General features: G+C 60.8%; 21 protein-coding genes and 1 other RNA gene. 1 reads left to right on the top strand and 21 read right to left on the bottom strand.

The genetic code is table 11. The annotated features are described in order from the left end of the window. Positions 1-28: 28 nt before the first annotated feature. From recN to aqpZ, 8 genes are all read right to left on the bottom strand, one after another. The gene (gene recN, locus AB6803_RS04465; RefSeq protein WP_371107760.1) at positions 29-1,702 is read right to left on the bottom strand and encodes a DNA repair protein RecN; all 1,674 of its coding nucleotides are present in this window, start codon (positions 1,700-1,702) and stop codon (positions 29-31) included. Between the two features lie 12 nt (positions 1,703-1,714). Then, a complete protein-coding gene (locus AB6803_RS04460) occupies positions 1,715-2,584 on the bottom strand; it encodes an outer membrane protein assembly factor BamD (RefSeq protein WP_371107759.1) in 870 nt (289 codons plus the stop codon). 287 nt (positions 2,585-2,871) lie between these two features. Next, complete coding sequence (gene lpxC, locus AB6803_RS04455; protein ID WP_371107758.1) at positions 2,872-3,828, bottom strand: UDP-3-O-acyl-N-acetylglucosamine deacetylase; 957 nt, start codon at positions 3,826-3,828, stop codon at positions 2,872-2,874. A 331-nt stretch (positions 3,829-4,159) separates the two neighbouring features. Next, the gene (gene ftsZ / locus AB6803_RS04450; RefSeq protein ID WP_371107757.1) at positions 4,160-5,920 is read right to left on the bottom strand and encodes a cell division protein FtsZ; all 1,761 of its coding nucleotides are present in this window, start codon (positions 5,918-5,920) and stop codon (positions 4,160-4,162) included. A gap of 110 nt (positions 5,921-6,030) precedes the next feature. Next, complete coding sequence (gene ftsA, locus AB6803_RS04445; protein ID WP_371107756.1) at positions 6,031-7,362, bottom strand: cell division protein FtsA; 1,332 nt, start codon at positions 7,360-7,362, stop codon at positions 6,031-6,033. Continuing rightward, entirely contained in the window at positions 7,359-8,291 is a 933-nt protein-coding gene (locus AB6803_RS04440; protein ID WP_371107755.1) for a cell division protein FtsQ/DivIB, read from the bottom strand. The genes ftsA and AB6803_RS04440 overlap by 4 nt, the downstream gene beginning before the upstream one ends. After that, positions 8,279-9,205, bottom strand: coding sequence for a D-alanine--D-alanine ligase (locus tag AB6803_RS04435; RefSeq protein ID WP_371108321.1), 927 nt, complete (start codon positions 9,203-9,205; stop codon positions 8,279-8,281). The genes AB6803_RS04440 and AB6803_RS04435 overlap by 13 nt, the downstream gene beginning before the upstream one ends. A gap of 298 nt (positions 9,206-9,503) precedes the next feature. Continuing rightward, positions 9,504-10,190 carry an aquaporin Z gene (gene aqpZ / locus AB6803_RS04430; protein WP_371107754.1) on the bottom strand — a complete coding sequence of 229 codons (687 nt, stop codon included), beginning with the start codon at positions 10,188-10,190 and terminating at the stop codon, positions 9,504-9,506. Between the two features lie 261 nt (positions 10,191-10,451). Between aqpZ and AB6803_RS04425 the strand changes: the two genes are divergently transcribed. Next, the gene (locus tag AB6803_RS04425; protein ID WP_371107753.1) at positions 10,452-11,783 is read left to right on the top strand and encodes an MFS transporter; all 1,332 of its coding nucleotides are present in this window, start codon (positions 10,452-10,454) and stop codon (positions 11,781-11,783) included. Positions 11,784-11,872: 89 nt separating this feature from the next. Here the strand turns inward: AB6803_RS04425 and murB are convergent, their stop codons facing one another. The 13 genes from murB to rnpB all read right to left on the bottom strand — a co-directional run bounded on the left by murB (position 11,873) and on the right by rnpB (position 26,864). Beyond that, positions 11,873-12,847 (bottom strand): UDP-N-acetylmuramate dehydrogenase, encoded by a 975-nt coding sequence (gene murB / locus AB6803_RS04420; protein WP_371107752.1) that lies wholly within the window; start codon positions 12,845-12,847, stop codon positions 11,873-11,875. After that, positions 12,844-14,259 (bottom strand): UDP-N-acetylmuramate--L-alanine ligase, encoded by a 1,416-nt coding sequence (murC, locus tag AB6803_RS04415; protein WP_371107751.1) that lies wholly within the window; start codon positions 14,257-14,259, stop codon positions 12,844-12,846. Before murC ends, murB begins: the two co-directional genes overlap by 4 nt. Next, a complete protein-coding gene (gene murG / locus AB6803_RS04410) occupies positions 14,256-15,380 on the bottom strand; it encodes an undecaprenyldiphospho-muramoylpentapeptide beta-N-acetylglucosaminyltransferase (protein WP_371107750.1) in 1,125 nt (374 codons plus the stop codon). The genes murC and murG overlap by 4 nt, the downstream gene beginning before the upstream one ends. A gap of 178 nt (positions 15,381-15,558) precedes the next feature. Continuing rightward, positions 15,559-16,713, bottom strand: a complete 1,155-nt coding sequence (gene ftsW, locus AB6803_RS04405; RefSeq protein WP_371107749.1) for a putative lipid II flippase FtsW — start codon at positions 16,711-16,713, stop codon at positions 15,559-15,561. Position 16,714: 1 nt separating this feature from the next. Then, positions 16,715-18,127, bottom strand: coding sequence for a UDP-N-acetylmuramoyl-L-alanine--D-glutamate ligase (gene murD / locus AB6803_RS04400; protein ID WP_371107748.1), 1,413 nt, complete (start codon positions 18,125-18,127; stop codon positions 16,715-16,717). A 7-nt stretch (positions 18,128-18,134) separates the two neighbouring features. Next, positions 18,135-19,256, bottom strand: a complete 1,122-nt coding sequence (gene mraY / locus AB6803_RS04395; protein ID WP_371107747.1) for a phospho-N-acetylmuramoyl-pentapeptide-transferase — start codon at positions 19,254-19,256, stop codon at positions 18,135-18,137. Positions 19,257-19,267: 11 nt separating this feature from the next. Further along, on the bottom strand, positions 19,268-20,728 hold the full coding sequence (locus AB6803_RS04390) for a UDP-N-acetylmuramoylalanyl-D-glutamyl-2,6-diaminopimelate--D-alanyl-D-alanine ligase (RefSeq protein WP_371107746.1): 1,461 nt from the start codon (positions 20,726-20,728) through the stop codon (positions 19,268-19,270). Beyond that, entirely contained in the window at positions 20,725-22,188 is a 1,464-nt protein-coding gene (locus tag AB6803_RS04385) for a UDP-N-acetylmuramoyl-L-alanyl-D-glutamate--2,6-diaminopimelate ligase (protein WP_371107745.1), read from the bottom strand. The genes AB6803_RS04390 and AB6803_RS04385 overlap by 4 nt, the downstream gene beginning before the upstream one ends. 65 nt (positions 22,189-22,253) lie before the next feature. Next, positions 22,254-24,002, bottom strand: a complete 1,749-nt coding sequence (locus AB6803_RS04380; RefSeq protein WP_371107744.1) for a peptidoglycan D,D-transpeptidase FtsI family protein — start codon at positions 24,000-24,002, stop codon at positions 22,254-22,256. Next, complete coding sequence (locus AB6803_RS04375; RefSeq protein WP_371107743.1) at positions 24,002-24,553, bottom strand: hypothetical protein; 552 nt, start codon at positions 24,551-24,553, stop codon at positions 24,002-24,004. Before AB6803_RS04375 ends, AB6803_RS04380 begins: the two co-directional genes overlap by 1 nt. A 1-nt stretch (position 24,554) precedes the next feature. After that, complete coding sequence (gene rsmH / locus AB6803_RS04370; protein ID WP_371107742.1) at positions 24,555-25,580, bottom strand: 16S rRNA (cytosine(1402)-N(4))-methyltransferase RsmH; 1,026 nt, start codon at positions 25,578-25,580, stop codon at positions 24,555-24,557. Positions 25,581-25,594: 14 nt separating this feature from the next. After that, positions 25,595-26,035, bottom strand: a complete 441-nt coding sequence (gene mraZ, locus AB6803_RS04365) for a division/cell wall cluster transcriptional repressor MraZ (protein WP_371107741.1) — start codon at positions 26,033-26,035, stop codon at positions 25,595-25,597. A 429-nt stretch (positions 26,036-26,464) separates the two neighbouring features. Beyond that, positions 26,465-26,864, bottom strand: an RNA gene (gene rnpB, locus AB6803_RS04360) — RNase P RNA component class A. Between the last annotated feature and the right edge of the window lie 9 nt (positions 26,865-26,873).

The following is a 26,873-nucleotide window of genomic DNA, read 5'->3' as shown; positions in this document are numbered from 1 at the left end:
GAAGTGCGTAGGGTGAGGCTTGACGCTCTCAGCCGTTGCCCGCCAGCAGCCGCTTGGCCGCCGCCCTCGCCTCCTCGGTAATCGACGCGCCAGCGAGCATGCGGGCGATTTCCTCGGTACGATCGGTGGGCGCCATCGTGGCGACACGGGTGGAAATCTTCTCGGAACCGTCGGCAACCGGCCCCTTGGAGATCAGGAGATGCGTGGCGGCGCGCGCTGCGACCTGCGGCGCATGGGTGACCGAGAGCACCTGCACGCGATCGGACAGGCGCTTCAGCCTCTGGCCGATAGCATCAGCCACCGCACCGCCGACACCGGTGTCGATTTCGTCGAAGACCAGGGTCGGCGCCGAACCGCGATCGGCCAGCGCCACCTTCAGCGCCAACAGGAAACGCGACAGCTCGCCGCCGGACGCGACCTTCGTGATCGGTCCCGGCCGTGTGCCAGGATTGGTCTGCACATGAAATTCGATGACATCGATGCCCTCGGCGGTGGCCCCTTCGGCATCCGTAGTGATTTCCACCATGAAACGTGCGCGTTCCAGCTTCAGCGCCGGCAGCTCGGCCATGACGGCGGCGGCAAGTGCTTCGCCGGCATGATGGCGCTTGTCGGAGAGGCTGTGTGCTGCGGCATCATAGGCAGCCTTGGCAACGGCCAGTTCGGCATCCAGCCGCGCCAGCCTCTCCTCGCCGGCATCGAGATCGGCGAGATCGGCAATCATCTTCACGGCCAGCGCCGGCAGCTCTGTCACCGGCACGGAATATTTGCGCGAGGCAGCCCGCAGCGCGAACAATCGCTCCTCGACCCGCTCCAGTTCACGCGGATCATATTCTGTTTTGCGGAGAGCCGCTTCCACTTCCATCTGCGCGTTGGAAAGCTGGTCCAGGGCCGCGTCGAGCAGGGCTACCGTGTCTTCCAGCAAGCCCGGCGCCTCATGACTCTTGCGCTCCAGCCGGCGCACAAGTGAGGCAATATGGGGAACCGGAGAGGCATTGCCATTCAGGAATTCGGAAGCCTCGGCGATGTCACCGGCAATGCGCTCGGCTTTCATCATGCGCGAGCGCTTCTCGGCCAGTTCATCCTCTTCGCCATCCTGCGGAGACAGCTTCTCCAACTCCTCGACTGCCGCGCGAATATAGTCGGCTTCGCGAGCGGCATTCTCCACCTGCTCGCGCTGCTTCCGCAACGTCCGTTCGGTATCGCGCCAGACCTTATAGAGCCGGCCGACACCTTGCACATCCTCGGTAATACCGGCGAAAGCGTCGAGCAACATGCGATGAGCGTCGGTATCGACCAGGGCGCGATCGTCATGCTGTCCATGAATTTCGACGAGAAGCTGTCCAGCCTGGCGCATGAGCTGAACGCTGAGCGGCTGGTCATTGACGAAAGCCTTGGTGCGACCGTCGGCGGATTGGGTGCGACGGAAAATCAGGTCGCCGTCGTCATCGATGCCGTTTTCACGCAGAAGCTTGCGGGCGGCGTGCTGCATGCCGACATCGAACACCGCAGTCACCTGACCGCGTTCCTCGCCATGGCGTACGAGATCGCCGTCGCCGCGGCCGCCAAGGGCCAGCGACAAACTATCAAGCAGGATGGATTTGCCCGCGCCCGTCTCTCCGGTCAGCACCGAGAGCCCGGTCTCGAAGGCAAGATCCAGCCGCTCGATCAGTACGATATCGCGGATCGAAAGCTGGATCAGCATGCGCGCTCAATCTCACGTCCCAAGAAGAAGTTTCTTGCCCGCCTTCGAAATCCAGGAGCCTTCGTTTTCATTCGGCGAAAGGCCGCCCGTCTTCAGAAGCTTGAAGGAATCGGCGTACCAACGGCTATCCGGATAGTTGTGGCCGAGAACGGCGGCTGCCGTCTGTGCTTCCTGAACGATGCCCATCGCGTAATAGGCTTCGACCAGACGCGCCAGCGCCTCTTCGATCTGATTCGTCGTCGGGTATTGTTCAATGACAATACGGAAGCGGGAGATGGCTGCAAGATAATCCTTGCGCTCAAGATAGTAGCGGCCGATCTGCATTTCCTTGCCGGCGAGCTGGTCGCGGGCAAAACGGATCTTGGCCTGCGCATCGCTGACATATTGCGAGTTCGGATAGTTGGTGACGACCTTGCTCATCGCCTCGATCGTCTGCTGCGCTGCGCGCTGATCCTGCGTTACGCTGACGATCTGCTTGGCATAGGACGAACCGACGAGATACTGCACGTAATCGGCATCTTCGGAGCCGGGATATTGCTTGAGATAGCTATTGCCCGACTGCACGGCGTCGTCGTAACGGCCGGTGCGATATTTGACGAAGGTGCTCATCACCAGCGCCTTGCGCGCCCATTCGGAGAACGGCTGCTGCTGGTTGATGGCGTCGAACTTGCGTCCGGCTTCTGCCATGTTGCCGGCCTTGATGTTGGCAAGACCCTGATTGTAGAGGGTTTCCGGCGGATCAGTCTCGACACCGAGCTTACTGATGTCGATGTCCTTGTCCGTATTGCAACCCGTTACCACCGCACCGGTACCGGCCAGGAGAAGCGATACGAGCAAAGCCCGTGCTGTAATCTTCATGCTTTCAGACCCTGCAAAACCCATCGGATGACTGTCCCACTAGCCGTTGTTGCGGAAACGGCGTTCTCTCGCTGGCGTTTCTAGCCGCAAAAGCACCATCAGGGCAACGCAATGATGAAGCATTAACGCATTTTTGTGGCAAAGCCCGCCGAATGGCAGGCTTTAATCGTTGTATCGACAAGAGATTTCTTTCCGGGCCACCCGATTGCGAGAAAGTACTCGACCTCCAGACGCCACCCGCGAATCTCCTGTCAAAAAAAGAGCCGCCCCCTCGCGGGAGCGGCAACTTTACCCACCTGGATTTCTGGAGGTCACGCCGACCAGGGAGCGAATTCGGCAGCATTCACGGTGACGAAATCGCGGCTGTGCACGCGCTGGCGCGGCGCCGAGGTCTCGACCACGTCATAGGCAGAAGGATCGCTCAGTAGCGCCTTCAGTGCGTTTGCATTCATGCGGTGACCGCCGCGATAGGAGCGGTAGCAGCCAATAAACTGCGTGCCGGCCAGCGCCAGATCGCCAACGGCATCCAGCGTCTTGTGACGAACGAACTCATCCTTGGCGTAACGCAGGCCTTCGACATTGATCACCGTGTTGTCGTCGGAGATGACGACGGAATTTTCCAGCGAAGAGCCGAGCGCGTGACCAGAAGCCCAAAGCCGCTCGACATCACGCATGAAGCCGAAGGTACGGGCGCGCGACAGTTCTTTCTTGAAGGTCTCCGCAGTCATGTCGCCTTCCCACTTCTGGCGACCGATCAGCGGGCAATCGAAGTCGATCTCGACTTCGAAGCGCGTGCCGTCATAGGGGCGGAACTCGCACCAAGAGCCGCCGGCTTCGATACGAACCGGCTTGGTGACACGAATGTAGCGGCGCTTGACGCCGAGCGAAACGATACCGACTTGCTCGATGGCTTCGATAAAGGGATAGGAGCTGCCGTCCATGATCGGCATTTCCGCACCGGTCACTTCGACGATGACATTGTCCAGACCGATCGCGTAGATTGCCGCCATGACATGCTCGACCGTCGCGACCGAGCGCGCCGAAGAAAAACCGAGAACCGTGCAAAGATCGGTATTGCCGACCTGCGAGGAAACCGCGCGCAGTTCCGTCACGTCGCCATTGTCATGCATACGCTGGAAAATGACACCTGTGCCAGCTTCGGCCGGGTAGAACGTGATCGACACGTTGGCGCCGGAATGGACGCCGATACCCGAAAGTGTCACAGGGTTTGCAATGGTGGTCTGAAAACCCAGCAATCCGATTGCCATATAAAATCTGCCTTCGTCTGTCTGTACCAAGCCGGGGCGGTCACCGTTGGACCCCTGCCTCATTGCTGGTTCAGTCTGTTACCTAGTCCGCGGAAACCACATACAATTATTGTCGAATGCGATTCCGCAGGCTCGCTTGCCCTTTACATACGCGCGGGGGGATCGCATTCCAAATCACTGTTTCTTTCGCTTTGTTACGAAAGCAGATGATTGAATTTGCTAGGTAATTTTAAGATTAAAGACAGACCTCAAAAAACGAAATCCGGAGCTCGTGAGCCCCGGATTCACCAAACATGGTTAGCATCCTATTAAAAGGATGTTTTGGACCGGATCAGTTCGACTGCCGGCGCAGGAAGGCCGGGATTTCGAGCTGGTCGTCTTCCTGGTTCGTCATGCGAGCCTGCGGAACCTGACGGCCCTGGTCGTCGAGCTGGCCACGACGCGGTGCGTAGAGGCTGGCCTCGGGCGACGGAGCGCGACGCTGCTGCGGGGCAGCAGCCGGAGCCGGAGCCGTCATGTCGTTGAAAGCCGGGTCCTCGTCGCGGCGGCCGAGCGAATTGGTGATTCGCTTCAGCAGGCCCATCGGACCACGCTCTTCGGCAGCCTGTGCGGCAACCGGCTGGGCGCGATGTTCCATCTCGGCCTTAACGACCGGAGGAAAATCCTCGACCTTCGGCATGCGAACCTGCTCAACAGCCTGCCGAACGATCGGCTGCTGCATCACTGGCTGCTGATACGCGGCCGGCTGGGGCTGAACCGGAGCCTGACGCACCGGCTGAGCCTCGGGTGCGGCTGCGAAGATACGGCTCTGCGGACGGAAGCTTTCCTCCTGAACGACAGGCTGTTGCATGACCGGCTGCGGAGCGGGAGCCTGACGAGCACCCATCTGGATGTCCAATTCGCGTTCCATCTCGGCTTCCGCCATGCGAATGGTCTGCGCGATCGGGTCGACGGTTCTCTGAACCGGGGCAGCAGGAGCCTGGTTGACGGGCGCCTGTGCGGTATGGGCCTGCGCGACATGGGCAGGCTGGGCTGCGGCCGCTGCCGGAGCGGCGGCCGCGGAAGGACGGATAGCCGGCTTTGCGACCGGGCGGAATTCCATATTCCGTTCGGCAGCTTCGTTCATCGCGCGATCGATGCCGGTGGCAACGACGGAGACGCGGATGATGCCTTCCAGCGATTCGTCGAAGGTGGCGCCGAGGATGATGTTGGCGTCCGGATCGACTTCTTCGCGGATACGGGTCGCAGCTTCGTCGACTTCGAAGAGCGTGAGGTCACGGCCGCCGGTGATCGAGATCAGCAGGCCCTGAGCGCCCTTCATCGAGGTTTCGTCGAGCAGCGGGTTGGCGATAGCCGCTTCCGCAGCCTGCATTGCACGGCCCTGGCCGGAAGCCTCACCGGTACCCATCATTGCACGGCCCATTTCGCGCATGACCGAACGGACGTCAGCGAAGTCGAGGTTGATGAGACCTTCCTTCACCATCAGGTCGGTGATGCAGGCAACGCCCGAATAGAGAACCTGGTCGGCCATCGAGAACGCGTCGGCGAAGGTCGTCTTGTCATTAGCGATACGGAACAGGTTCTGGTTCGGAATGACGATCAGCGTATCGACCGACTTCTGCAGTTCCTGGATGCCCATTTCAGCCAGCCGCATGCGGCGGCCGCCTTCGAAGTGGAACGGCTTGGTGACGACGCCGACGGTCAGGATGCCCTTGTTGCGGGCGGCCTGTGCGACGACCGGCGCAGCGCCAGTACCCGTACCACCACCCATGCCGGCGGTGACGAAGCACATATGCGTGCCGTTCAGGTGATCGATGATCTCGTCGATGCATTCTTCAGCGGCGGCGCGACCGACTTCCGGCTGCGAACCAGCGCCGAGGCCTTCGGTGACGTTGACGCCGAGCTGGATGATCCGCTCCGCCTTCGTCATCGTCAAAGCCTGCGCATCCGTGTTGGCGACGACGAAATCGACGCCCTGCAAGCCTGCCGTGATCATGTTGTTGACGGCATTGCCGCCACCACCACCAACACCGAACACGGTGATCCGCGGCTTCAGCTCGGTGATATCTGGCTTATGCAGCTTGATAGTCATTGTACCCGTTCCTTCTCTTTATGGCCGCATCGCCACGCCGGCCAATTCACTATATTTCATTCGCCTGACCCCTGCCCGGAAAGCGCTTGTCGCGATCCGGGATCAGGCACTCAGAAACTCTCCTTCAGCCATTGGCCAACGCGGCCGATGCGGCTGTTGTTACCTCCAAGCGACGAGAGCAGACCGCTGCCCGCCGCGTGTGTCTCCATGTCCGCGACCTGCGGATAGATCATCAGTCCGACCGCCGTCGAAAAAGCCGGTCCCTTGGCTGCCGTCGGCAGGCCGGATACGCCCATCGGGCGGCCGATGCGAACGTTGCGGGCAAGAATGCGCCGTGCCACGTCCGGCAAGCCGGTCAACTGGCTGGCGCCGCCCGTCAGCACGACGCGCTTGCCGACGATCGGGCTGAAGCCCGAGCGCTGGATACGGTCGCGGATCAGCTCCAGCGTCTCTTCGATGCGGGCTCTGACGATGCGCGACACCAGCGCCTTCGGCACCTGTGTCGGCTGGTCGCGTTCATCCTCGCCGATCGGCGGGATGGAAATCAGTTCGCGCTCTTCCGAGGAATTGGCGAGCGCCGAGGCATGCACCACCTTCAGCCGCTCGGCATCCTCGATGCGGGTTGAAAGACCGCGTGCAAGGTCGGTGGTGACGTGATGGCCGCCAAGGCTGACGGCATCGGTATGCACCAGCTTGCCTTCAGCGAAGACCGAGATCGTCGTCGTGCCGCCGCCCATATCGATGGCGGCGCAGCCGAGTTCGACTTCGTCATCGACAAGAGCCGCAAGACCACTGGCATAAGGCGTTGCGACCATGCCCTCGACCGACAGATGCGCCCGGTTGATGCAAAGCTCGAGATTGCGGAGCGCTGCCCGCTCGGCGGTGACGACATGCATGTCAACGCCAAGCTCATCGCCGAACATTGCCAGCGGATCGCGAATGCCGCGTTCGCCGTCGAGCGAATAACCGGTTGCCAGCGAATGCAGTATCGCGCGTTCCTGGCGGAGCGACTGCTGGCAGGCAGCAGTAAGAACCTTCTTCAGATCGTTGGCTTCGACTTCCTGGCCGCCAAGATCGATGGTGGCGGTATAGATATCGCTGCCGAGACGGCCGGCGGAAACATTGACGATCAGGCTGTCGACGGTGAGGCCAGCCATGCGCTCGGCCGCATCGACTGACAGGCGAACAACGTTTTCCAGCGCATCGAGATCGGCGATCACACCGGTCTTGATGCCGCGCGAGCGCTGATGGCCGATGCCGATGATCTCGATATTATGCGTGCGGTTCGGAAGAACCTGACTTTCCTCGCGCGGCGTCAGCCGGCCAATCATGCAAACGACCTTCGTCGAGCCGATGTCGAGGACCGATACGATATGCGACCGCTTGGAAGACAGCGGCTTCAGACGTGGCAGACCGAAATGGGACGAACTGAACAAGCTCATGTATCCTGCCCTGCTTTCTTCAAAGCCTTGGTTCTTGCATCCAGCGCCGCCTGGCGACGAACCACTGCATCCGGGGTCAATTCAATGGCCATGCGATCGTCGAGACGAAGATCCACGGCTGCGATATCGCGCTGCAGCAGGTTCTGGTCCTTGTCGAGCTTGGTCAGCCGTGCCAGCGCGCCGTCGATATTGTCTTCCGGCAATTTGATGATCACGCCATTGTCGAGATAGAGATCCCAGCGACGGCCGGCGACACGGACGAATGCCTTCACATGACTGCGAACATCCGGCCATTTGGCGAAGGCTTCATCGATCGATGCCGCAGCCGTCTCCGCATCGCGGCCGACGAAAAGCGGCAACTGAGCAAACTTGTTGTCACGAAGCGGCGCAATCACACTGCCATCTTTCTGGATCAGCGACAGTTCGGAACCGTGCTGCCAGATGGCGTAAGCCTTGCGCTCCGTGAGCTTCACTTCGATAGCCTTCGGATAGACCTTGCGGACTTCGACGTTCTCCACCCACGGCAAATTGGCAATCTTCTGGCGCGCAGCATCGGCATCGAGCGCCACCAGCGATGTAGTGCCATCAAGACCGAGAAGCTGCAGGATTTCGATTTCCGAAGTCTGGTCGTTGCCGGAAACCTTCACATCTTCGATGGCAAAGCCGGCAGCCGACGTTGTTGCCTGTGCGACATCCTGCGTATGACCGCCGATCGACATGCCATAAAAGCCGGTCGCGGCGAACAGAGCAAGCACGGAGACAGCGCCGGTATGCGCCGGAATATTGACGCGCCCCGAACCGAGGCTCACCAGGAAGCGCACGACGCGACGCATCGGCCGCGGCAATACGAATGCGTCCTCGACATCATCGATCTCGAGCTGGACACGGTGGCGGGACCGCCTCATATTTTTGACCGTCAGCGCGAACAAGACGAGTCCTCCACCATCCACCGGAGAAATTCACCAAAAGAATAGCCGGCGTGAGCCGCCATTTCGGGCAACAGCGAGGTAGGCGTCATGCCTGGCTGGGTATTGATCTCCAACCAGATAAGCTCACCCTCTTCGGAGAAGCGATCGTCAAAACGGAAGTCAGACCGGCTGACGCCACGGCAGCCGATAGCTTGATGCGCCCTTAACGCCAATAATTGTATCTTTTGGTAAAGATTCGGTGAAATTTCTGCCGGGATGACGTGTTTTGATCCACCGGCGGCATATTTGGAGTCGTAGTCGTAGAAGCTATGCCCCAACGGCACGATCTCGGTGACACCAAGCGCCGTATCACCCATGACGCCGCAGGTCAGTTCACGGCCATGGATATAACGCTCGACCATGACCTCATCACCATATCGCCATTCCGACGAGGCGATGATCTGCGGCGGATGCGCCTGCTCTTCCTTGACGATCACAACACCGAAGCTGGACCCTTCCCGCACCGGCTTGACGACGTACGGCGCCGGCATCGGATGCTCGCCGGCAATCGCAAAGCGGTTCAGAACGAGCGAAGCAGCAACAGGAATGCCGGCCGCAGCCGCAACCGTCTTGGCGCGCGACTTGTCCATCGCCAGCGCCGAAGCCATCACGCCGGAATGCGTATAGGGAATCTGCAGATATTCGAGGACACCCTGGATCGTGCCATCCTCACCGAAGGGACCGTGCAGGGCATTGAAAACAACATCAGGCTTCAGGTCGGCAAGACGCGCGGACACGTCACGCTCGACGTCGACGCGCGTAACGCGATAGCCCTCGGCCTCCAGGGCATCAGCGCATGCTTTCCCCGAGGACAGGCTGACAGGCCTCTCCGAGGAAAATCCGCCCAAAAGGACAGCCACATGCTTGCCACCCATCAATACCCCCAGTTCACCATCTTCAACTGACGTCCGTTCGGTCCGTCTGGCAGCGATTCTCGCCACCTCTTCTGTGACCCGATTAGAACGACATTAAGGTTAATGAAGCGTTTACTTTCGTTAACTTCTGACCACTCTCGTTGAAATCGATTTTCTCGAATCAAATCGACCTAAAGAATTCTGCCATTAGAATCAGAGAGTTGCTACGTTGGAAATATCCAACTTTAGATTTTTTAAACAAACAGGCCCGCGACGGGGTATCCGGCGCGGGCCCTCGTTAGGGTTATGACGCCCGATCTCAGTCTTTATCGTCGACCAATTTCCAGACGAGTCCGCCGATCGCCCCGCCGACGATCGGAGCCAACCAGAACAACCAGAGCTGCTGCAGCGCCCAGCCACCGACGAACAACGCCTGCCCTGTCGAACGGGCCGGATTGACCGATGTGTTGGTGATCGGGATCGAGATCAGATGGATCAGCGTCAGCGCGAGGCCGATGGCGATCGGCGCGAACCCCGCCGGCACCTTGCTGCTGGTCGAACCGAGAATCACGACCAGGAAGAACAACGTCAGGACGATTTCGGCAACGAGCGCCGAAACCAGCGAATAACCGCCCGGCGAATGCTCACCATAGCCGTTGGCCGCAAAGCCGCCGAGCTGGAAGTCAGCCTTGCCGCTGGCAATCAGATAGAGCACGGCCGCCGCCGCGATAGCACCGATCACCTGCGCGATGATGTAGGGAACGAGCTGCGAACCTGGGAAACGACCCGCAACCGTAAGCCCGACGGAAACCGCCGGATTGAAATGGCCACCCGACACACCACCGACCGCAAAGGCCATGGTGAGTACGGTCAAGCCGAATGCCAGTGCAACGCCCAGAAAACCAATGCCAAGGCCTGGAAACGCCGCTGCGAAGATTGCACTCCCGCAGCCGCCGAATACGAGCCAGAACGTCCCAAGAAACTCCGCAATAAGCTTTTTCTGCATGAACCCCTTCTCCTTTGCCCTAGACCAAAGCGAAAGTCCGCCATTTGCGAAAGAACAGAGTACTGCCCAACCCGCCGATTGGATGCCTACGAAAACGGCAAACGCTCGCTCAACTGCTCACGACTCAACAATTACGGCTAAATGGTAGCACGCATTTGTTGATTTCTTGCTTTTTTGACATTTGCGCTGAACAAAAATTACGCTAAGGACACGCGTTGCCTGCTGAGGCAGCATTTTAGCATCATAAAAATTGGTGAAACCATGACTGACGCGATATCCCCCTTATCGCCGACCCCCTCGTCATCGAACAGCGTTGTTGCGAACTCCCCGGCGCGCGTTCTGATCGCGAGCCTTATCGGTACGACAATCGAATTCTTCGACTTCTATGTTTATGCGACGGCGGCGGTTATCGTCTTCCCCAAGCTATTCTTCCCGGCAAGCGATCCGACTTCGGCAACGCTGCAATCCTTCGCGACCTTCTCGATCGCCTTCTTCGCTCGCCCGATCGGCGCGATGATCTTCGGTCATTTCGGCGACCGGGTCGGCCGCAAGGCAACGCTGGTGGCGGCACTGATGACCATGGGTCTTTCGACCGTCGTGATCGGCCTCCTGCCTGGCTATGAATCCATCGGCATTCTCGCGCCGATCTTGCTGGCGCTTTGCCGTCTCGGCCAGGGTCTCGGCCTCGGTGGAGAATGGGGTGGCGCCGTGCTGCTGGCGACGGAGAACGCACCGGAAGGCAAGCGTAGCTGGTATGCCATGTTCCCGCAGCTCGGCGCGCCCATCGGCTTCATTCTGTCGGCCGGTCTCTTCCTGATCCTGCGCGAAAGCATGTCGGATGCCGCCTTCCTCGATTATGGCTGGCGCGTTCCCTTCCTGCTCAGCCTGTTGCTGGTTGCCGTTGGCCTCTATGTCCGTCTGAAAATCACCGAAACGCCGGAATTCCGCCGCGCCATCGAAAAGGAGGAACGTGTCTCCGTCCCGATCGCGGTCATCTTCCGTTCGCATTTGCGCAGCTTGATTCTCGGCACCATCATCGCCGTCGCAACCTTCGTGCTCTTCTACCTGATGACCGCGTTCACGCTGAGCTGGGGCACCAGAGCACCGGGCTCGGGGCCGCTACCGGCGGGTCTCGGCTATTCGCAGGGTCAGTTCCTGGTGGTTCAGCTCGTCGGCGTCGTCTTCTTCGGTCTGACGATCCCGATCTCCGGCCTGCTGTCGGATCGCTATTCGCGCCGGCTGATCCTTGCCTTGACGACGATCGGCATTCTGATTTTCGGCCTGTTCTATTCGTCGCTGCTGACCGCCGGCCTCGCCGGCGCCTTCGCCTGCTCGATCATCGGCCTGGCATTGATGGGCTTCACCTATGGCCCGATCGGCGCGGCGCTAGCCGCCCCCTTCCCGACGGCGGTTCGCTATACCGGCGCTTCGATGACCTTCAACCTCGGCGGCATCGTCGGCGCCTCGCTGGCGCCCTATATTGCCACCTGGCTGGCGACGAATTACGGCCTTGTCTATGTCGGCTACTATCTTGCCGGCGCGGCTGTTCTGTCGCTCATCGGTATCCTGTTGTCGAGCAACAAGGAAATCTGAGAATCTCGCCATAACCAATTGAAAAGGCCGGGTGAAAACCCGGCCTTTTCGTTGAGTCATTTTATGAAGTCCAAGCGGGCGGAGCAACCTTACTCCGTCGTGACACCCTGGAAAGGCCGAACCTCGCGGCCGGGCATGAAGTCGCCGAGACGCTTGATTTCCCATTCAAGCTTCACGCCGGACTTTTCGAAGACTTCGCGGCGGACCTGCTCGCCGAGATATTCGAGATCATAGCCGGTCGCCTGTTCCATATTGATCATGAAATTGCAGTGCAGCGACGACATCTGCGCACCGCCGATGACGAGGCCGCGGCAACCGGCTTCGTCGATCAGCTTCCAGGCTGAAAGACCGTCGGGGTTCTTGAAGGTCGAACCGCCGGTCTTTTCGCGGATCGGCTGCACCGTCTCGCGATGCGCGCGCACAGCATCCATCTCGGCCCGAATCTTGGTACGATCCTCGGGATAGCCCTCGAAAAGAACATGCGTGAAGATCAGGTCGTCAGCCACCGCCGAATGGCGGTAAGTATAGCCCATCTCGGCATTGGTCAGCACATGCTTTACGCCCTTGCGATCGACAGCATGCACCTCGATGACGCGTTCGCACGTCTCGGCGCCATTGGCGCCGGCATTCATGCGTGCAGCGCCACCGATTCCGCCGGGGATGCCGTAATAGAAGTGGAAACCGCCGATGCCGTTATCCATGGCCATGGCGGCCACATGCTTGTCCGGGCAGATGGCGCCGGCGAGGATGCGGTTCTCTCCGGCAAGCTCCACGGAACCGAAGCCTTTGGCTGAAAGCCGCAGGACAACACCGGGAATGCCGCCGTCACGCACCAGTATGTTCGAACCGACGCCGACCACCGTCAACGGCACTTCAGCCGGCAGGATCTTCAAGAAATCGATCAGGTCATCCGTATCATGCGGCTGGAACATCAGCTCCGCCAACCCGCCGGCGCGAAACCACGTAACGCGATCCATCGGCGCATCCGGCGTCAGCCGACCCCTGATATCCTTTACACTGTCGCCGAGCGACGCCAGAAGCTTTTCCCCATTTACCTGTTTCATGCGGACTTACCCGAGAGGCCTTCCAATTCCTTTGGCAATGATGCTGCCCAATATGTGATGCTGCCAGCCCCCAAGAGAACCACAAAATCACCCGGTCGCGCAATCTCCGCGATCAGAGGCGCCAGATCCTCTTGAGACGATAGATAGCGCGCATCGCGATGGCCGCCAGCCTTGATGCGTGATACCAGCTCCTGCGAATCCACACCCTCGATCGGATCTTCGCCGGCGGCGTAGACCGGTGCGAGGAAAATGCTGTCGGCATCGTTGAAGCAGGCGGCGAATTCTTCAAACAGGCTCGACAGGCGCGTATAGCGATGCGGCTGATGAACGGCGATGACACGGCCCTTGCAGGCCTCTCGCGCGGCCTTCAATACGGCCTTGATCTCGACCGGATGGTGGCCGTAGTCGTCGAAGACCTTGACCGCATTCCATTCGCCGGTCAGCGTGAAACGGCGCTTGACGCCGCCGAAAGAGGCAAGCCCCTTGGCGATCGCCTCGTTGGAGATGCCGAGCCGGTTGGCGACAGCGACCGCCGCCGTCGCGTTGGAAATATTGTGGCGACCGGGCATCGGCATAACGAGATCCTTGATATGGATCACCTTGCCCGTGCGGCGCCTGCGGATCTCGATATCGAACAGCGAGCGCGTGCCGTCGATGCGGACATTCGAGAAGCGCACATCGGCCTGCGGATTCTCACCATAGGTAACGATCTTGCGATCCTCGATGCGGCCGACCAGCGATTGTACTTCCGGATGGTCGATGCACATGACGCCGAAGCCATAGAAAGGTACGTTCTCCACGAACTGCCGGAAGGCGGCGCGCACGGCATCGAAATTGCCGTAGTGATCGAGATGCTCCGGGTCGATATTGGTGACGACGGCGACGTCTGCGGGCAGCTTCAGGAAGGTGCCGTCCGACTCGTCGGCCTCGACCACCATCCACTCGCCCTCGCCCATGCGGGCATTGGTGCCATAGGCATTGATGATGCCGCCATTGATGACGGTCGGATCAAGCCCGCCGGCTTCGAGCAGCGTCGCCACCAGCGAAGTGGTCGTCGTCTTGCCATGCGTACCACCGATGGCGATGGCATTGCGGAAGCGCATCAGTTCGGCCAGCATCTCGGCGCGGCGCACCACCGGCAGCAGCTTTTCGCGCGCGGCGGCGAGTTCCGGATTGCTCTTCTTGATGGCGGTGGAAACGACCACGACTTCGGCGTCGCCAAGATTTTCCGCCTTGTGACCGATATGGACCGGGATACCCTTGTCACGCAGCCGCTGGACGTTGGCGCTCTCCGACTGGTCGGACCCCTGTACGCGATGACCAAGATTATGCAGCACCTCGGCGATGCCGCTCATCCCGATCCCGCCGATACCGATAAAATGCACAAGGCCAATGGCCTTCGGCAGCTTCATACGCCTGCCCCCTTGAAGTCTTGAATTGAACGTTTTGCGGCAATAGCCTCAACCATATCGGCAAGCAAGCTTGCCGCATCGGGCTTGCCCGCCTGCTTGGCCGCGGCCGCCATCTTCGCGAGCTTCTCCGGCATCGTCATCGCACCGCGAAGAATGGTCGAAAGCTTCTCCGGCGTGAGCTCGGCTTGCGGAATGACCTTGACGCCACCGGTCGCCGCAAGGGCGGCCGCATTGGCCGCCTGGTCGTGATCCAGAGCATAGGGATAGGGCACGAGGATCGCCGGACGGCCGATGACAGCCAGTTCCGATACCGTCGAAGCGCCGGAACGGCAAAGAACGAGGTGGGCGGCACCGATGCGCGCGGCCATATCGCTGAAGAACGGCGCGATATCGGCACCCATCTCAAGCTTCCTGGTGCAGCTATTGACCGTTTCCATGTCCTCGGGGCGCACCTGCTGCGTGATGCGCAGGCGCTTGCGCAGCGGCTCCTCCAGCAGGCTGATCGCCGTCGGCACCGCCTTGGAAAAATACTGCGCGCCCTGGCTGCCGCCGAAGACGACCAGATTGAAGGGATCATCCGGGACGGACGGCACATAGGGCTGCTTGGCGGCTTCGATGACGGCCGGACGCACCGGATTGCCCGTCGTCACCGTCTTCTCGGGAAACGCTCCGCCGTTCTCCGGCAGGAAGCCGCCGGCGATCGCCTGCACGCGCGCGGCGAGCGCCTTGTTGGCGCGGCCCATCACGGCGTTCTGTTCGTGGATCATCGCCGGCACGCCCATGCGAGTGGCGGCCAACAGCGGTGGTACGGTCGGATAACCACCGAAACCGACGACGCAGAGCGGCTTGATGGCGCGGATCAGCTTGCGCGCGGCGCGCATGCCCGTCCACAGCGTCCAAAGCGACTTCGCGACCTTCACGGGGTTCTTCGAGCCGATCGTTGCAGATGGCACGACATGGATTTCATCGGCCGGAAACTTACCGGCATAGCGTTCGGCGCGGCTGTCGGTGACGAGGTGCACGGAATAACCGCGCTCCTTCAGCTTGTAGGCCAGTGCCTCGGCCGGAAATACGTGGCCGCCGGTTCCGCCGGCGGCAAGCAGGATAATGCCTTTACTCATAATTTTCGCTCCCGCGAATACCCCTCTACGCGGGGCATCTCCCTAATATAGGAAACCGCCGCGGCCGCGTCATCGACGTGCGTCATGCTTCCTTCATAGACCGCGATCTTCGCAAATGCGAACGGAGAATGGCCGAAAGCTAGGGGATGGGAGCGAGGAATAAACAGGTCCAACACGATCACTCCGCCGGCAATCCATGCGTCACCCGGAACTGGCTGCGGTCCTGAGCCCGCTTTTCCGGCCGGTGGCGCGTCAGGGCCAGGATGAAGCCCGCCGTCACGCAGATGGCGGTCATCGATGAACCGCCATAGGAGATGAGCGGCAGCGTCATGCCCTTGGCCGGCAGCAGCTGCAGGTTCACGCCGACATTGATGATCGACTGGATACCGATCTGCAGCACCAGCCCGGCGACCGCAAAGCGGTTGAAGTCGTTCTTTTCCTTGTAGGCATGCGACAGGCCGCGCAGCACCAGGAAGGCGAAGATGCAGACCAGAGCCATGCAGAAGACGGCGCCGAATTCTTCGGCGGCCACGGAGAAGATGAAGTCGGTATGGGCGTCCGGAATGATGCGCTTGACGATACCCTCGCCCGGCCCGACTCCAAACCAATTGCCATGAATGATCGCTTCCTTGGCGGTATCGACCTGGAACGTATCGCCCTCGCCAGTCAGGAACTTGTCGACGCGGAGCGCCACGTGGGGAAAGACGTAATAGGCCGTCACGAAACCGCCGGCCCCCAGGCCTCCCAGTACCGAAATCCACAGCCAGGGCATGCCGGCCATAAAGAACATACCGCCCCAGACGGCAGTGGTGAGGATCGTCTGGCCAAGGTCAGGCTGGGCAACCAGCAGCGCAGCGACGATACCGAAAAGGATAATGGCGAAGAGATTGCCTGGAATTTCCGGCTGGCGCGCATGCTCGGCAAACAACCAGGCACAGACGACGACGAAGGCCGGCTTCATAAATTCAGACGGCTGGACGGAGAGCGAGGCGATATTGACCCAGCGCCGCGACCCCTTGACCTCGATGCCGAAGAACAAGGCGAACAGCATCATCGCCAGCGAGACGATCAGCAGGATGACCGCTGTTCGCCTGACCTGTCGGGGCGTCATGAAGGAAATGCCGATCATCGCCGCGATCGCCGGAACCAGGAACAGGGCGTGGCGCTTGACGAAATGGAACGGTTCGAGCCCGATGCGCTCGGCAACCGCGGGCGATGCCGCGAAGGAGAGCATGAAGCCGATACCGATCAGCAGGACGAATAATGCCAGGAACACACGGTCGATGGTCCAGAACCATTCGGCCAAGGCCCCACGCTCAACGCGGCTTACCATATCATTTGCCTCCTGTTGCTGAACCAACCAGCATGGTGACACCCTCAATCGCGGCCACATGGCTGACGAAGGCGTCACCCCTGACTTCGAAATTCTTGTACTGGTCGAAGCTTGCGCAGGCCGGTGACAACATCACTGCCACCGCGTCACGCTCGTCCCTATCCGCATCATCTGCCGCATGGGCGACCGCGCGCTCCAGCGTGCCTGAGATTTCGTAGGGCACCTGTTCGCCGAGCGTCGCCGCAAAGGCGGGCGCGGCCTCGCCGATCAGGTAGGCCTTGGCAATGCGCGGAAAGAGCGGCGCCAGCGTCGTGATGCCACCCTCTTTCGGCAGGCCGCCAGCGATCCAGTAGATGCGATCGTAACTGGAGAGCGCAGGCGCTGCCGCATCGGCATTGGTCGCCTTGGAATCATTGACGAAGACGACGCGACCGCGCCGGCCAACCGGCTGCATGCGATGCTTGAGGCCGGGAAAGGATTTCAGCCCGGCGCGAATATCCTCCGCGGAAACGCCGACCGCCAGGCAAGCGGCAATCGCGGCGGCCGCATTCTGGGCATTATGGCTGCCGCGCAACGTCTGGATACCGTCGAGATTGGCGATCTCCGCGATTGCACAGATCGACGCCTGGATGATGCGGCTGCCTTCGGCATAGAACCCATCGAGCAACGCATGCCGGCGCGAAATGCGAATAACCTTCGCGCCCGCTCGCTCGATACGGTCGGCGATCAGTGAGGAATAGCTGTCGTCAACGCCGACGATGGCCACGCCACTGCCGGCGACGAGACGCTCCTTGATATCGGCATAATGCTGCATCGTGCCATGCCGATCGAGATGATCGGGCGTCAGATTGAGCAGGATGCCGGCGGAAGGGTCGAGCGTCGGGGCAAGGTCGATCTGGTAGGACGAGCATTCGACAACGTGGTAACGCTCCGCCTGCGGCGGATCCAATGTCAGAATGGCCGTACCGATATTGCCGCCGAGCTGCGTGTCGCGGCCGCTCGATTGCAGTATATGGGCGATCAACGCGGTCGTGGTGGATTTGCCGTTCGTGCCGGTAATAGCGATGAAGGGGCAATCCGGCGCATGCGCCCGCCGCTCGCGAACGAACAGCTCGACATCGCCGATAACCTCGACGCCAGCGGCATGAGCAAGATCAACGGTCCAATGTGGCTTCGGATGCGTCAGCGGCACGCCTGGTGACAGCACGAAGACCGACAGCCCGTTCCAGTCGATTGTTCTGAGATCAGCGACAGGGATCCCCTCGGCCCCAGCCTTCGCCACGCTGTCAGGATTGTCATCCCAGGCTGTCACCTCCGCGCCGCCGGCGACAAGCGCCCGCGCAGTGGCGAAGCCCGAGCCGCCGAGGCCGAACAGAGCGACCTTTTTTCCCTTGAGCGTGGTGACTGGGATCATCGCCGCCTCACCGAAGCTTCAGGGTGGAGAGACCGATCATCGCCAGAATGACTGCGACGATCCAGAAACGCACGACCACCTGACTTTCCGTCCATCCCTTCTTTTCGAAGTGATGGTGGATCGGCGCCATCAGGAAGACACGACGCCTGGTCATCTTGAAGAAGCCGACCTGAATGATGACCGACAGCGCCTCCAGCACGAAGAGGCCGCCGATGATCGCCATGACGATCTCATGCTTGGTGGCAACGGCCACCGAACCGATCAGGCCGCCAAGCGCCAGCGAACCGGTATCGCCCATGAAAATGGCCGCCGGCGGCGCGTTAAACCAGAGGAAACCCAAGCCGGCGCCGATAACAGCGCCAAGCACCACGGCCAACTCGCCCGTGCCGGGCACGAAGTTGATTGCCAGATAATCGGCAAAAACGAAGTTGCCGGCGAGATAGGCGATGACACCGAAAGACGCTGCGGCGATCATGACCGGCACGATGGCAAGCCCATCGAGGCCGTCAGTCAGGTTCACGGCGTTACCGGCAGAAACGATGACGAAAGCACCGAACAGCACGAAGAACATGCCAAGATTGAGCATGAAGCTCTTGAAGAACGGGAAGGCGATGGACGAACCGAAGGTCGAGCCGGCGGGACCGGAAGACAGCGCCGTATTCATCATGAAGTAGACGGCGATCGCGGCAATGACAAATTCGATGCCGAGGCGGGCGCGGCCGGAAAAGCCCTTGTCGCTCTGCTTCGTGACCTTGAGATAATCGTCATAGAAGCCGATGGCGCCGAAGCCCAGGGTGACGAGCAAGGTCGCGACCACATAGACATTGGCAAGATCGGCCCACAGCAACGCCGACACGACAATGCCGGCCAGGATCATCAGCCCACCCATGGTCGGCGTACCAGCCTTCTTGAAGTGAGTCTGCGGACCATCGGCGCGAATCGGCTGTCCCCGGCCCTGGCGGACACGCAGAGACGAGATGATTCGGGGTCCGAAGAGGAATACGATCAACGCCGAAGTGAACAAGGCACCGCCGGTACGGAACGTGATGTACCTGAACAGATTGAGAAATCTGAAGTGGGTACTGAAAAAATGAATATGGTCCGACAACTCGGCAAGCCAGATCAGCATAAGAGCCCTTTCTAAAGCCCCTGATGGGAGCGCGGCTCCGTGTCGGGGAATGCCGGAAACTTGTCAAGCAAAGCCGTCACGATCTTACCGAAACCCGTCCCCAGCGACGATTTCACCATCAGAACGTCGCCCGGGGCGACGGAATTGAGTACGAATTCCGCGAGCTCTTCCGTGTTCTCGCGATATTCGACATAAACACTTTCAGGCAGCGCATCCCTCAGCGCCGCCATCTCCGGACCCGCCAGCCAGACATGCTCGATGCCGGCTGCAAGCAGCGGTCCGGCAAGGTTGGCATGTACTCTCTGGGCGTAATCCCCCATTTCCAGCATGTCGCCGAGGACGGCGATCCGCCTGCCCGCCCTGCTCCCGACATTCGCATCCGGCGAAGTGGTCGCCAGCAGCGCGACGGCTGCGCGCATGGAGGCCGGATTGGCGTTATAGCTTTCGTCGATCAGCGTGAAATAGCCGTTGCCGACCATCCGCTTGTGGCGCTGCCCCCTGCCCTTTTCCGCCTGCAGGCCCGCCAACGCATCGATCGCCTTGTCGAGATCGGCATCGACCAGCATCACCGCGCCGAGAACGGCCAGCGCGTTTTCCGCGATATGCCGTCCGGGTGCACCGATCGCCACTTCCATCGTCTCGCCGCCGATCGTCAGCCACAGCGTCGAATTTTCTTCCGAGGCATTGAATTCCGCCAACCGCACATCCGCCTTGGCGTGCTGGCCGAAGCTATGCACATGCTCGACACCGGCGGCCGATGCGGCGCGCTCCAGGAATTCGAACTGGTCGTTGTCACGATTGAGAATGACGTGCCCACCCGGCGCGACGCCGTCAAAAATCTCCGCCTTGGCGGCGGCGATTTCCGTGATGCTCTTGAAATTGCCGAGATGGGCCGGCGCGATCGTAGTGATGATCGCCACATGCGGCTGCACCATCTTGGCAAGCGGCCGAATCTCCTCCGGATGATTCATACCGATCTCGAAGACGCCAAAATCCGTATCTTCAGGCATGCGCGCCAAGGTGAGCGGCACGCCCCAGTGATTGTTGAAGGAGGCGACGGAGGCATGCACCTTGCCGGATGGCGAGAGCGTCCGGCGCAGCATTTCCTTCGTGGTCGTCTTACCGACCGACCCCGTGACCGCGATGATTTTCGCCTGCGTGCGCTGGCGGGCGGCAACACCCAGTCTTCCGAGCGCCGCCAGGACGTCGTCGACAACGATCTTCGGCACGGTCAGCCGCCCCATGGCTGGCAACCTTGCCTCGCTGATGACGATCAACGCCGCGCCATTGGCCATCGCCAGATTGGCGTAGTCATGGCCATCGACACGGTCGCCCTTGATGGCGAAAAAAGCTTCGCCGGGCTTGATCGAGCGGCTATCGATGGAAATCCCCGTAATGCCTTCAGGCATCGCCCCAAAGGAGCGGCCCACAATGGCGGCGATCATGTCTTCAGTTGTCCATAGCCAGCTCAAGACTTTACCTCCTCCAATGCTTTGCGCAGTTCGGCATGGTCGGAGAAGGGCAGCGTAACGCTGCCGATGGTCTGACCTTCCTCGTGCCCCTTGCCGGCGACAATCAATGTATCGCCGGATGTCAACATGCTAACCGCCGCACGAATCGCTTCGGCGCGATCGGCGATCTCGGTGGCACAGGATGCCGCCGCCATGATCTCGGCGCGGATCGCCGCCGGCTCTTCCGAGCGGGGATTGTCGTCGGTGACGATGACCACGTCGGCCAGACGGCAGGCGATTTCTCCCATGATCGGCCGCTTGCCGCGATCGCGGTCGCCGCCGCAACCGAAGACGACGATAATGCGGCCGGTGGTGAACGGCCGTACCGAGGTCAGCACATTTTCCAGAGCATCCGGCTTATGGGCATAGTCGACATAGGCCAGCGCGCCGTCATGCGTGTGACCGACAAGCTCCAACCGGCCGGCCGCGCCGACAAGCTTCTCGAGCGCCGTCATCGCAACCGGCGCGGCAACGCCGGTGGATATGGCAAGGCCCGCCGCGACCAGCGCGTTGGCAACCTGGAAATCGCCGGCCAGCGGTATATGAATCTCGAAAATATCGTCGCCGAAATGCACTTCGGCAATCTGCTTGTGGCGAAAATGCTCGACACGCTTCAGCGCCAGAAATTCGCCCTTGCGGCCGACGGTACGTATATCCTGCCCGGTATCGCGGGCAGCGGCAATCGCCTGTTCCGACCATGGATCATCGGCAAAGATGATCGCCGGCGAACCCTTCGGCAACAGATCCCGGAACAGCCGCATCTTGGCGGCCATGTAATCCTCGACCGTCGGATGATAATCCATATGGTCGCGGCCAAGATTGGTGAAGGCGGCAGCCGCCAGCCTGACGCCATCCAGGCGAAACTGATCGAGGCCGTGGCTCGAGGCTTCCATCGCCGCATGGGTGACGCCTTCGTCGGCAAGCGCTGCCAGCAACTGGTGCAGCGACACCGGATCGGGCGTCGTCAGCGAGCCGTAATCGTTGCGCGTCGGCGACACGACCCCTGTCGTGCCGATCATCGCGGCCGGATGACCGGCATAGGCCCAGATCTGGCGAGTGAAGGACGCAACCGAGGTCTTCCCGGCGGTGCCGGTGACGGCGACCATCGTTTCAGGCTGCTTGCCATAAAAGCGTGCGGCGGCAACGGCGAGAAAACGGCGCGGCTCGGCAACGGTGACAAGCGGCGCCCCAGCAGCAGCTGCACCATGGCCGGCGATAATGACGGATGCACCCCGCGAAACAGCATCGGCGATGAAACTTGCGCCATCCGCCTTCGTGCCGGCAACAGCGACGAACGCCATGCCCGGTGCAACCTTGCGACTGTCGGCGGAAAGGCCAGTTATCTCAAGATCGCCAAGTGCCCCGCCGACCTGTCCGTTGAGTTCCGGAAACGTATTTCCGGCAATGTCCCGCAAGTTCATCGAATATACTTTTCGTTTTTGATCAGTTCGCCCTCTCGCGAATCGACCCGTGTATTCTTTCACGCTTAATAAGACACCAGCAAGGCCGAGTTATCTTTTCCAAAGCTGGGCTGAATTCCGAGGATTGGCGCGGCTCTGGCGATGATATCGCGAGCGATGGGCGCTGCCGTGAAGGCCGAGATCGTACCGCCGTGCTCACCGGTCTTCGGCTCATCGCAGAAGGTCATGATGATGTATTGCGGATTGTCGATCGGGAACGCCGCCAGGAAGGTGTTGAAGTTCAGCGTATGCGAGTAGCGACCATTGACGACCTTGTCGGCCGTGCCGGTCTTGCTGCCGACGTCGTAACCCGGAACGCGGGCGGCACGGCCGGATCCCTTGGAGCCGTTGAAATCGAGCAGGAAGCGAACGTCGTCGCTGGTGCTCTTCTTGATGACCGTCTTTGCGACCGCGTCGGCTTCCGAGCGCTTGCGCGGCAGGAAGGTCGGCTCGATCAGCTTGCCGCCATTGACAAGGGCGGCACCGGCAACGGCCGTCTGGAGCGGCGTGGTGGAGACGCCATGGCCGAAGGAGATGGTGATCGAGTTGATCTTCTTCCACACACGCGGCTGGCTCGGCATCTTCACCTCCGGCAGCTCGGTACCCATCTTCGTGAGCAATCCTAAGCGTGTCAGGAACTCCTTATGGACGTCGATACCCATCAGGTCGGCGATCTTTGCGGTACCAATATTGGAGGAATACTGGAAGATTTCCGGAACGGTCAGGACGCGATGCTGGCCATGGAAGTCCTGAATGGTGAAGCCGCCGATACGGATCGGGTTGGTGGCGTCGAAGGCGTCGCGCAGGGTGACCTTGCCGGAATCGAGCGCCATGGCCATGGTGAAGGTCTTGAAGGTCGACCCCATTTCGAACGTGCCGTTCGTCATTCGGTTGAGCCAGCCTTCTGACGCGCTCTCATTTGGATAGTTCGGATCGAAATCGGGAGCCGACGCCATCGCGATCACTTCGCCGGTATGAACGTCGAGCACCGCAGCACCGGCACCCTTCGCCTGGAAATTGTTGACGGCGTTGACGACGGCGTCATGGACGATGTCCTGCACGCGCAGATCGATCGAAAGCTTGACCGGCTGCAGCGGCTGGTCGTTGGTCATGCCGGCTGCCGCGAGATCGGCGAGCCCCTGGTCGTCGATATATTTCTCCATCCCGGCGACGCCGCGATTGTCGATGTTGACGTAGCCGAGAATATGGGAGGCGGTGGAGCCGCCCGGATAGAAGCGGCGCTTCTCCGGACGAAAACCGATGCCGGGAATGCCGAGCGCCAGGATCTGGCTCTGCTGCTTCGGCGTCAGCTGGCGGCGAAGCCAGGCGAAATGCGAGGTCTTGACGGCAAGCTTCTTGTAGGTGCCCTTGGTGTCGAGATCGGGCAGGACAGTGCGCAACTCCTCGACCGCTTCGTCGGGATCGATAATCTTGTTCGGCTCGGCAAACAGCGACACGGTGCGGATATCGGTCGCGAGCAGCGCGCCGTTGCGGTCGACGATGTCAGGCCGCGACGCCATCAGCCGGTCCGGCGGCAGGATGCTCGAGGTCGTATCCGGCGCCGTCGTGGCGAACTGGACGAGACGGCCGCCGATGATGCAGTAGACGACGGCAAAGCTTGCAACCAGCAGAACGACACGGCTCTTGGCCTGATTGGACTTGCGCTTGCGAGCACCTTCGAATGTCGAACTACCGGAACCGCTTGGGCGATTGTTGCCGTCGGCGGAGAAATGCGCCTTGCTTTTCAAGACCATGATGCGCGAAAGAAATGACATCACTCGTCCACCGATCCCGTTGCCATGTTGTCGACATCCTGTTTCTTGCGCTTCGCCAGCGACGGCGCCTTGGCGGCCGGGCGCGGCGCGGGAGCGGAGGCGACATCGGCGATCGCCTTCCTGATTTCCGCATCCGTGGTATCGCCGTTCTTTGAGGCGGCAGCGGCGGTCACCTTGGTGCCGCCCGTCTTGGCGCCACCGGCCTTGGCGCTCCCAGCCTTTGTGTCATCCTTGGCATCGGCGACAATTTCAGGCGGAAGCTGCGTGCGCAGCATCGGCAATTCGCTCGGCTGCACGATCGCGGTTGAGAGCGTCGGCTGCAGCTTGAGCTCGCTATTGTAGGTATTGACCAGCCGTTCCAGTCGGTTCGGCTGAACGACCAGCGCCCAGTCCGCCTTCAGAAGCTCGATCGTGTCCTTCTCCAGCTTGATCTCGGCTTCGAGGCGATGAACCTCCTCGAGCTTCAACTCGGCACGATGCTTGATCGTATAGGTGACGCTGGCCATCGCCGTCATGACGCCGATCAGAACGATGTCAAAAGTTCTCAGCATATCAACCTCCGAGCTTTCCGAGACTGGCGAGATTGGGGAGATCGAAGATCGAAAGATCGGCGGCCTCGGCCTGAACACCTGTGCGGAGACCGGCGCGCAGCTTGGCCGAACGCGCCCGAGGATTGATCTCCGCCTCCGCATCGCTTGCCGAAATCATCGGCTTTCCGATCGGGTCGAACGTCGCCAGCCGCTCATACACCACGGGCATGTGGCGCGAACCGCCAGCCCGACCGGAACGATCGGCGAAGAACTTCTTGACGATGCGATCTTCCAGCGAATGGAATGTGACGACGACCAGCCGTCCACCCGGCTTCAACGCCCGCTCAGCGGCAAACAGCGCCTGCGCCAGCTCGCCCAGCTCGTCATTGACGAAGATGCGCAGCGCCTGGAAGACGCGGGTTGCCGGATGGATCTTGTCCTTGGCCTTTCGCGGCGTGACGATTTCGATCAGACCAGCAAGGTCGCGAGTGGTGACGAAGGGCGCTTCCGCCCGGCGCTTTTCGATCGCATGCGCGATCCGCGGAGCCTGCTTCTCCTCGCCGAGAAAGACGAAGATGCGGATGAGATCGGCAAGCTTGGCGTGATTGACGACATCGGCCGCCGATACACCGCTTGCCGACATGCGCATGTCGAGCGGGCCATTCTTGTTGAACGAGAAACCGCGCTCGGCCTCATCGAGCTGCATGGAGGAGACGCCGATATCGAGCACGACGCCATCAAGCCCGCCCTGCGGCGCATAATCGGCGAGCTGCGAAAACTGCGATTGAATGAGCGTGAGATGGCCTGCATGCGCGGCGACCATCGCCTGCCCCGCAGCGATCGCTGTCGGATCGCGATCGAGCGCAATCACATCGGCGCCAGCCGCCAGGATGGCCGATGTATAACCGCCAGCACCAAATGTGCCGTCCAGAATGAGCTTGCCGGGAGCAGGCGCCAGCGCCTCGAGCACTTCCTTGAGAAGAACCGGAATGTGGCGAACCGGTCCGCCATCGGCATCAGTCAAACCTCCGCCAGAATTCGCCGCCATTCCGTTTCCCCGTTCTATTCCGAGCGCCGCCCCGCCAGCTTGCGCTCCACTCGTGCCTGCGCCTGCAAGGCCTGAAAAGCCTCCGGCTGCCACAGTTGAAAATGATCCGCCCGACCCACAAAGGTCACCTCGTTGGTGATGCCGGTGAAGTCGCGGATAAAATCCGTGACCATCAACCGCCCTTCCGCATCGAGCTTCATAAAGACCCCGCCCCCGTGAATGAGGAGCGACATCTGGTTCGCCGCCGGCGAAAACGGATCGTCCGCCGCGATCTGCCGCTCGAACCGGTCGAGCAGATCGAGGCCGCCGACGCTGATCGCCGGAAACACAAAATCCTGGAAACAGTACAGCTCCTGGATATTGCGCTCCGCCAGCACGGACCGAAACGCCGCCGGCACGGAAACCCGACCCTTGGCATCGATCCTGTTTGTCGCATTCGACAGGAAGCGGTTCATGACGCGAAACACCCGTTCCCCATGACCTACGGGCAACTACTCGCCCACAGACACAGCCAAAATCGGACACAGCTTCGCAAGCCGAAAGAACAAACACTCTTCCGACTCCTCCTTGAAGGGAGGGATCATGGCTTTGCGATGAATGGGCACTGATTTGCCCTTGTGCAATGTGCTTTTGGGATACCATGGGACCATATGGGCGTCAATGGGATGAAGCCACACAGACGTGGCCACAGCCTAAATATTCATAAGCCGTTAAGTTTAACGAATGGTTATGATAGCCCTGAACAGATGCTCCAAAACGGTTTGTTTTCACAGGTGAAAACGCTTCCTCCGGGCATGGCGGAGAGGCTGAGAACCAAGGCTTTCGATCGCCTGAAAAATGTTTCGCGAGCCCGGATGACGAGGCATCGGCGACGCGAAGGATGATTTGCCAGTTGGCCTGTAAGCCGGGTTCTGTATGGCTCCGACCGAGGCCGGAACGTGGCAGCCATTCATCTGGGACGACGCTTGCGCGCCGCCTCATGCAACCCACCCGGATGACCGGCCCGGAAACGGGCTGGAGCGCTTTCGCGCTCCGCGTCATCCCTATTCGGTTTTGCTCCCGGTGGGGTTTACCGTGCCGTCGCTGTTTCCAGAGACGCGGTGGGCTCTTACCCCACCCTTTCACCCTTACCCGATCCGAGGATCGGGCGGTTTGCTTTCTGTGGCACTTTCCCTGAGGTCGCCCTCGCCGGACGTTATCCGGCACCGTGTTTCCGTGGAGCCCGGACTTTCCTCCCCCTACCGCCTTTCGGCATTGGTAAAGCGCGGCTGCCCGGCCAACTGGCAGGGGCTC

Source organism: Rhizobium sp. RCC_161_2 (genome assembly GCF_041355235.1).
In the GTDB taxonomy this organism is placed as follows: Bacteria; Pseudomonadota; Alphaproteobacteria; order Rhizobiales; family Rhizobiaceae; genus Rhizobium.
Note: the sequence above shows the minus strand (reverse complement) of the source record. Positions and strands in the feature narration are given on the sequence as shown.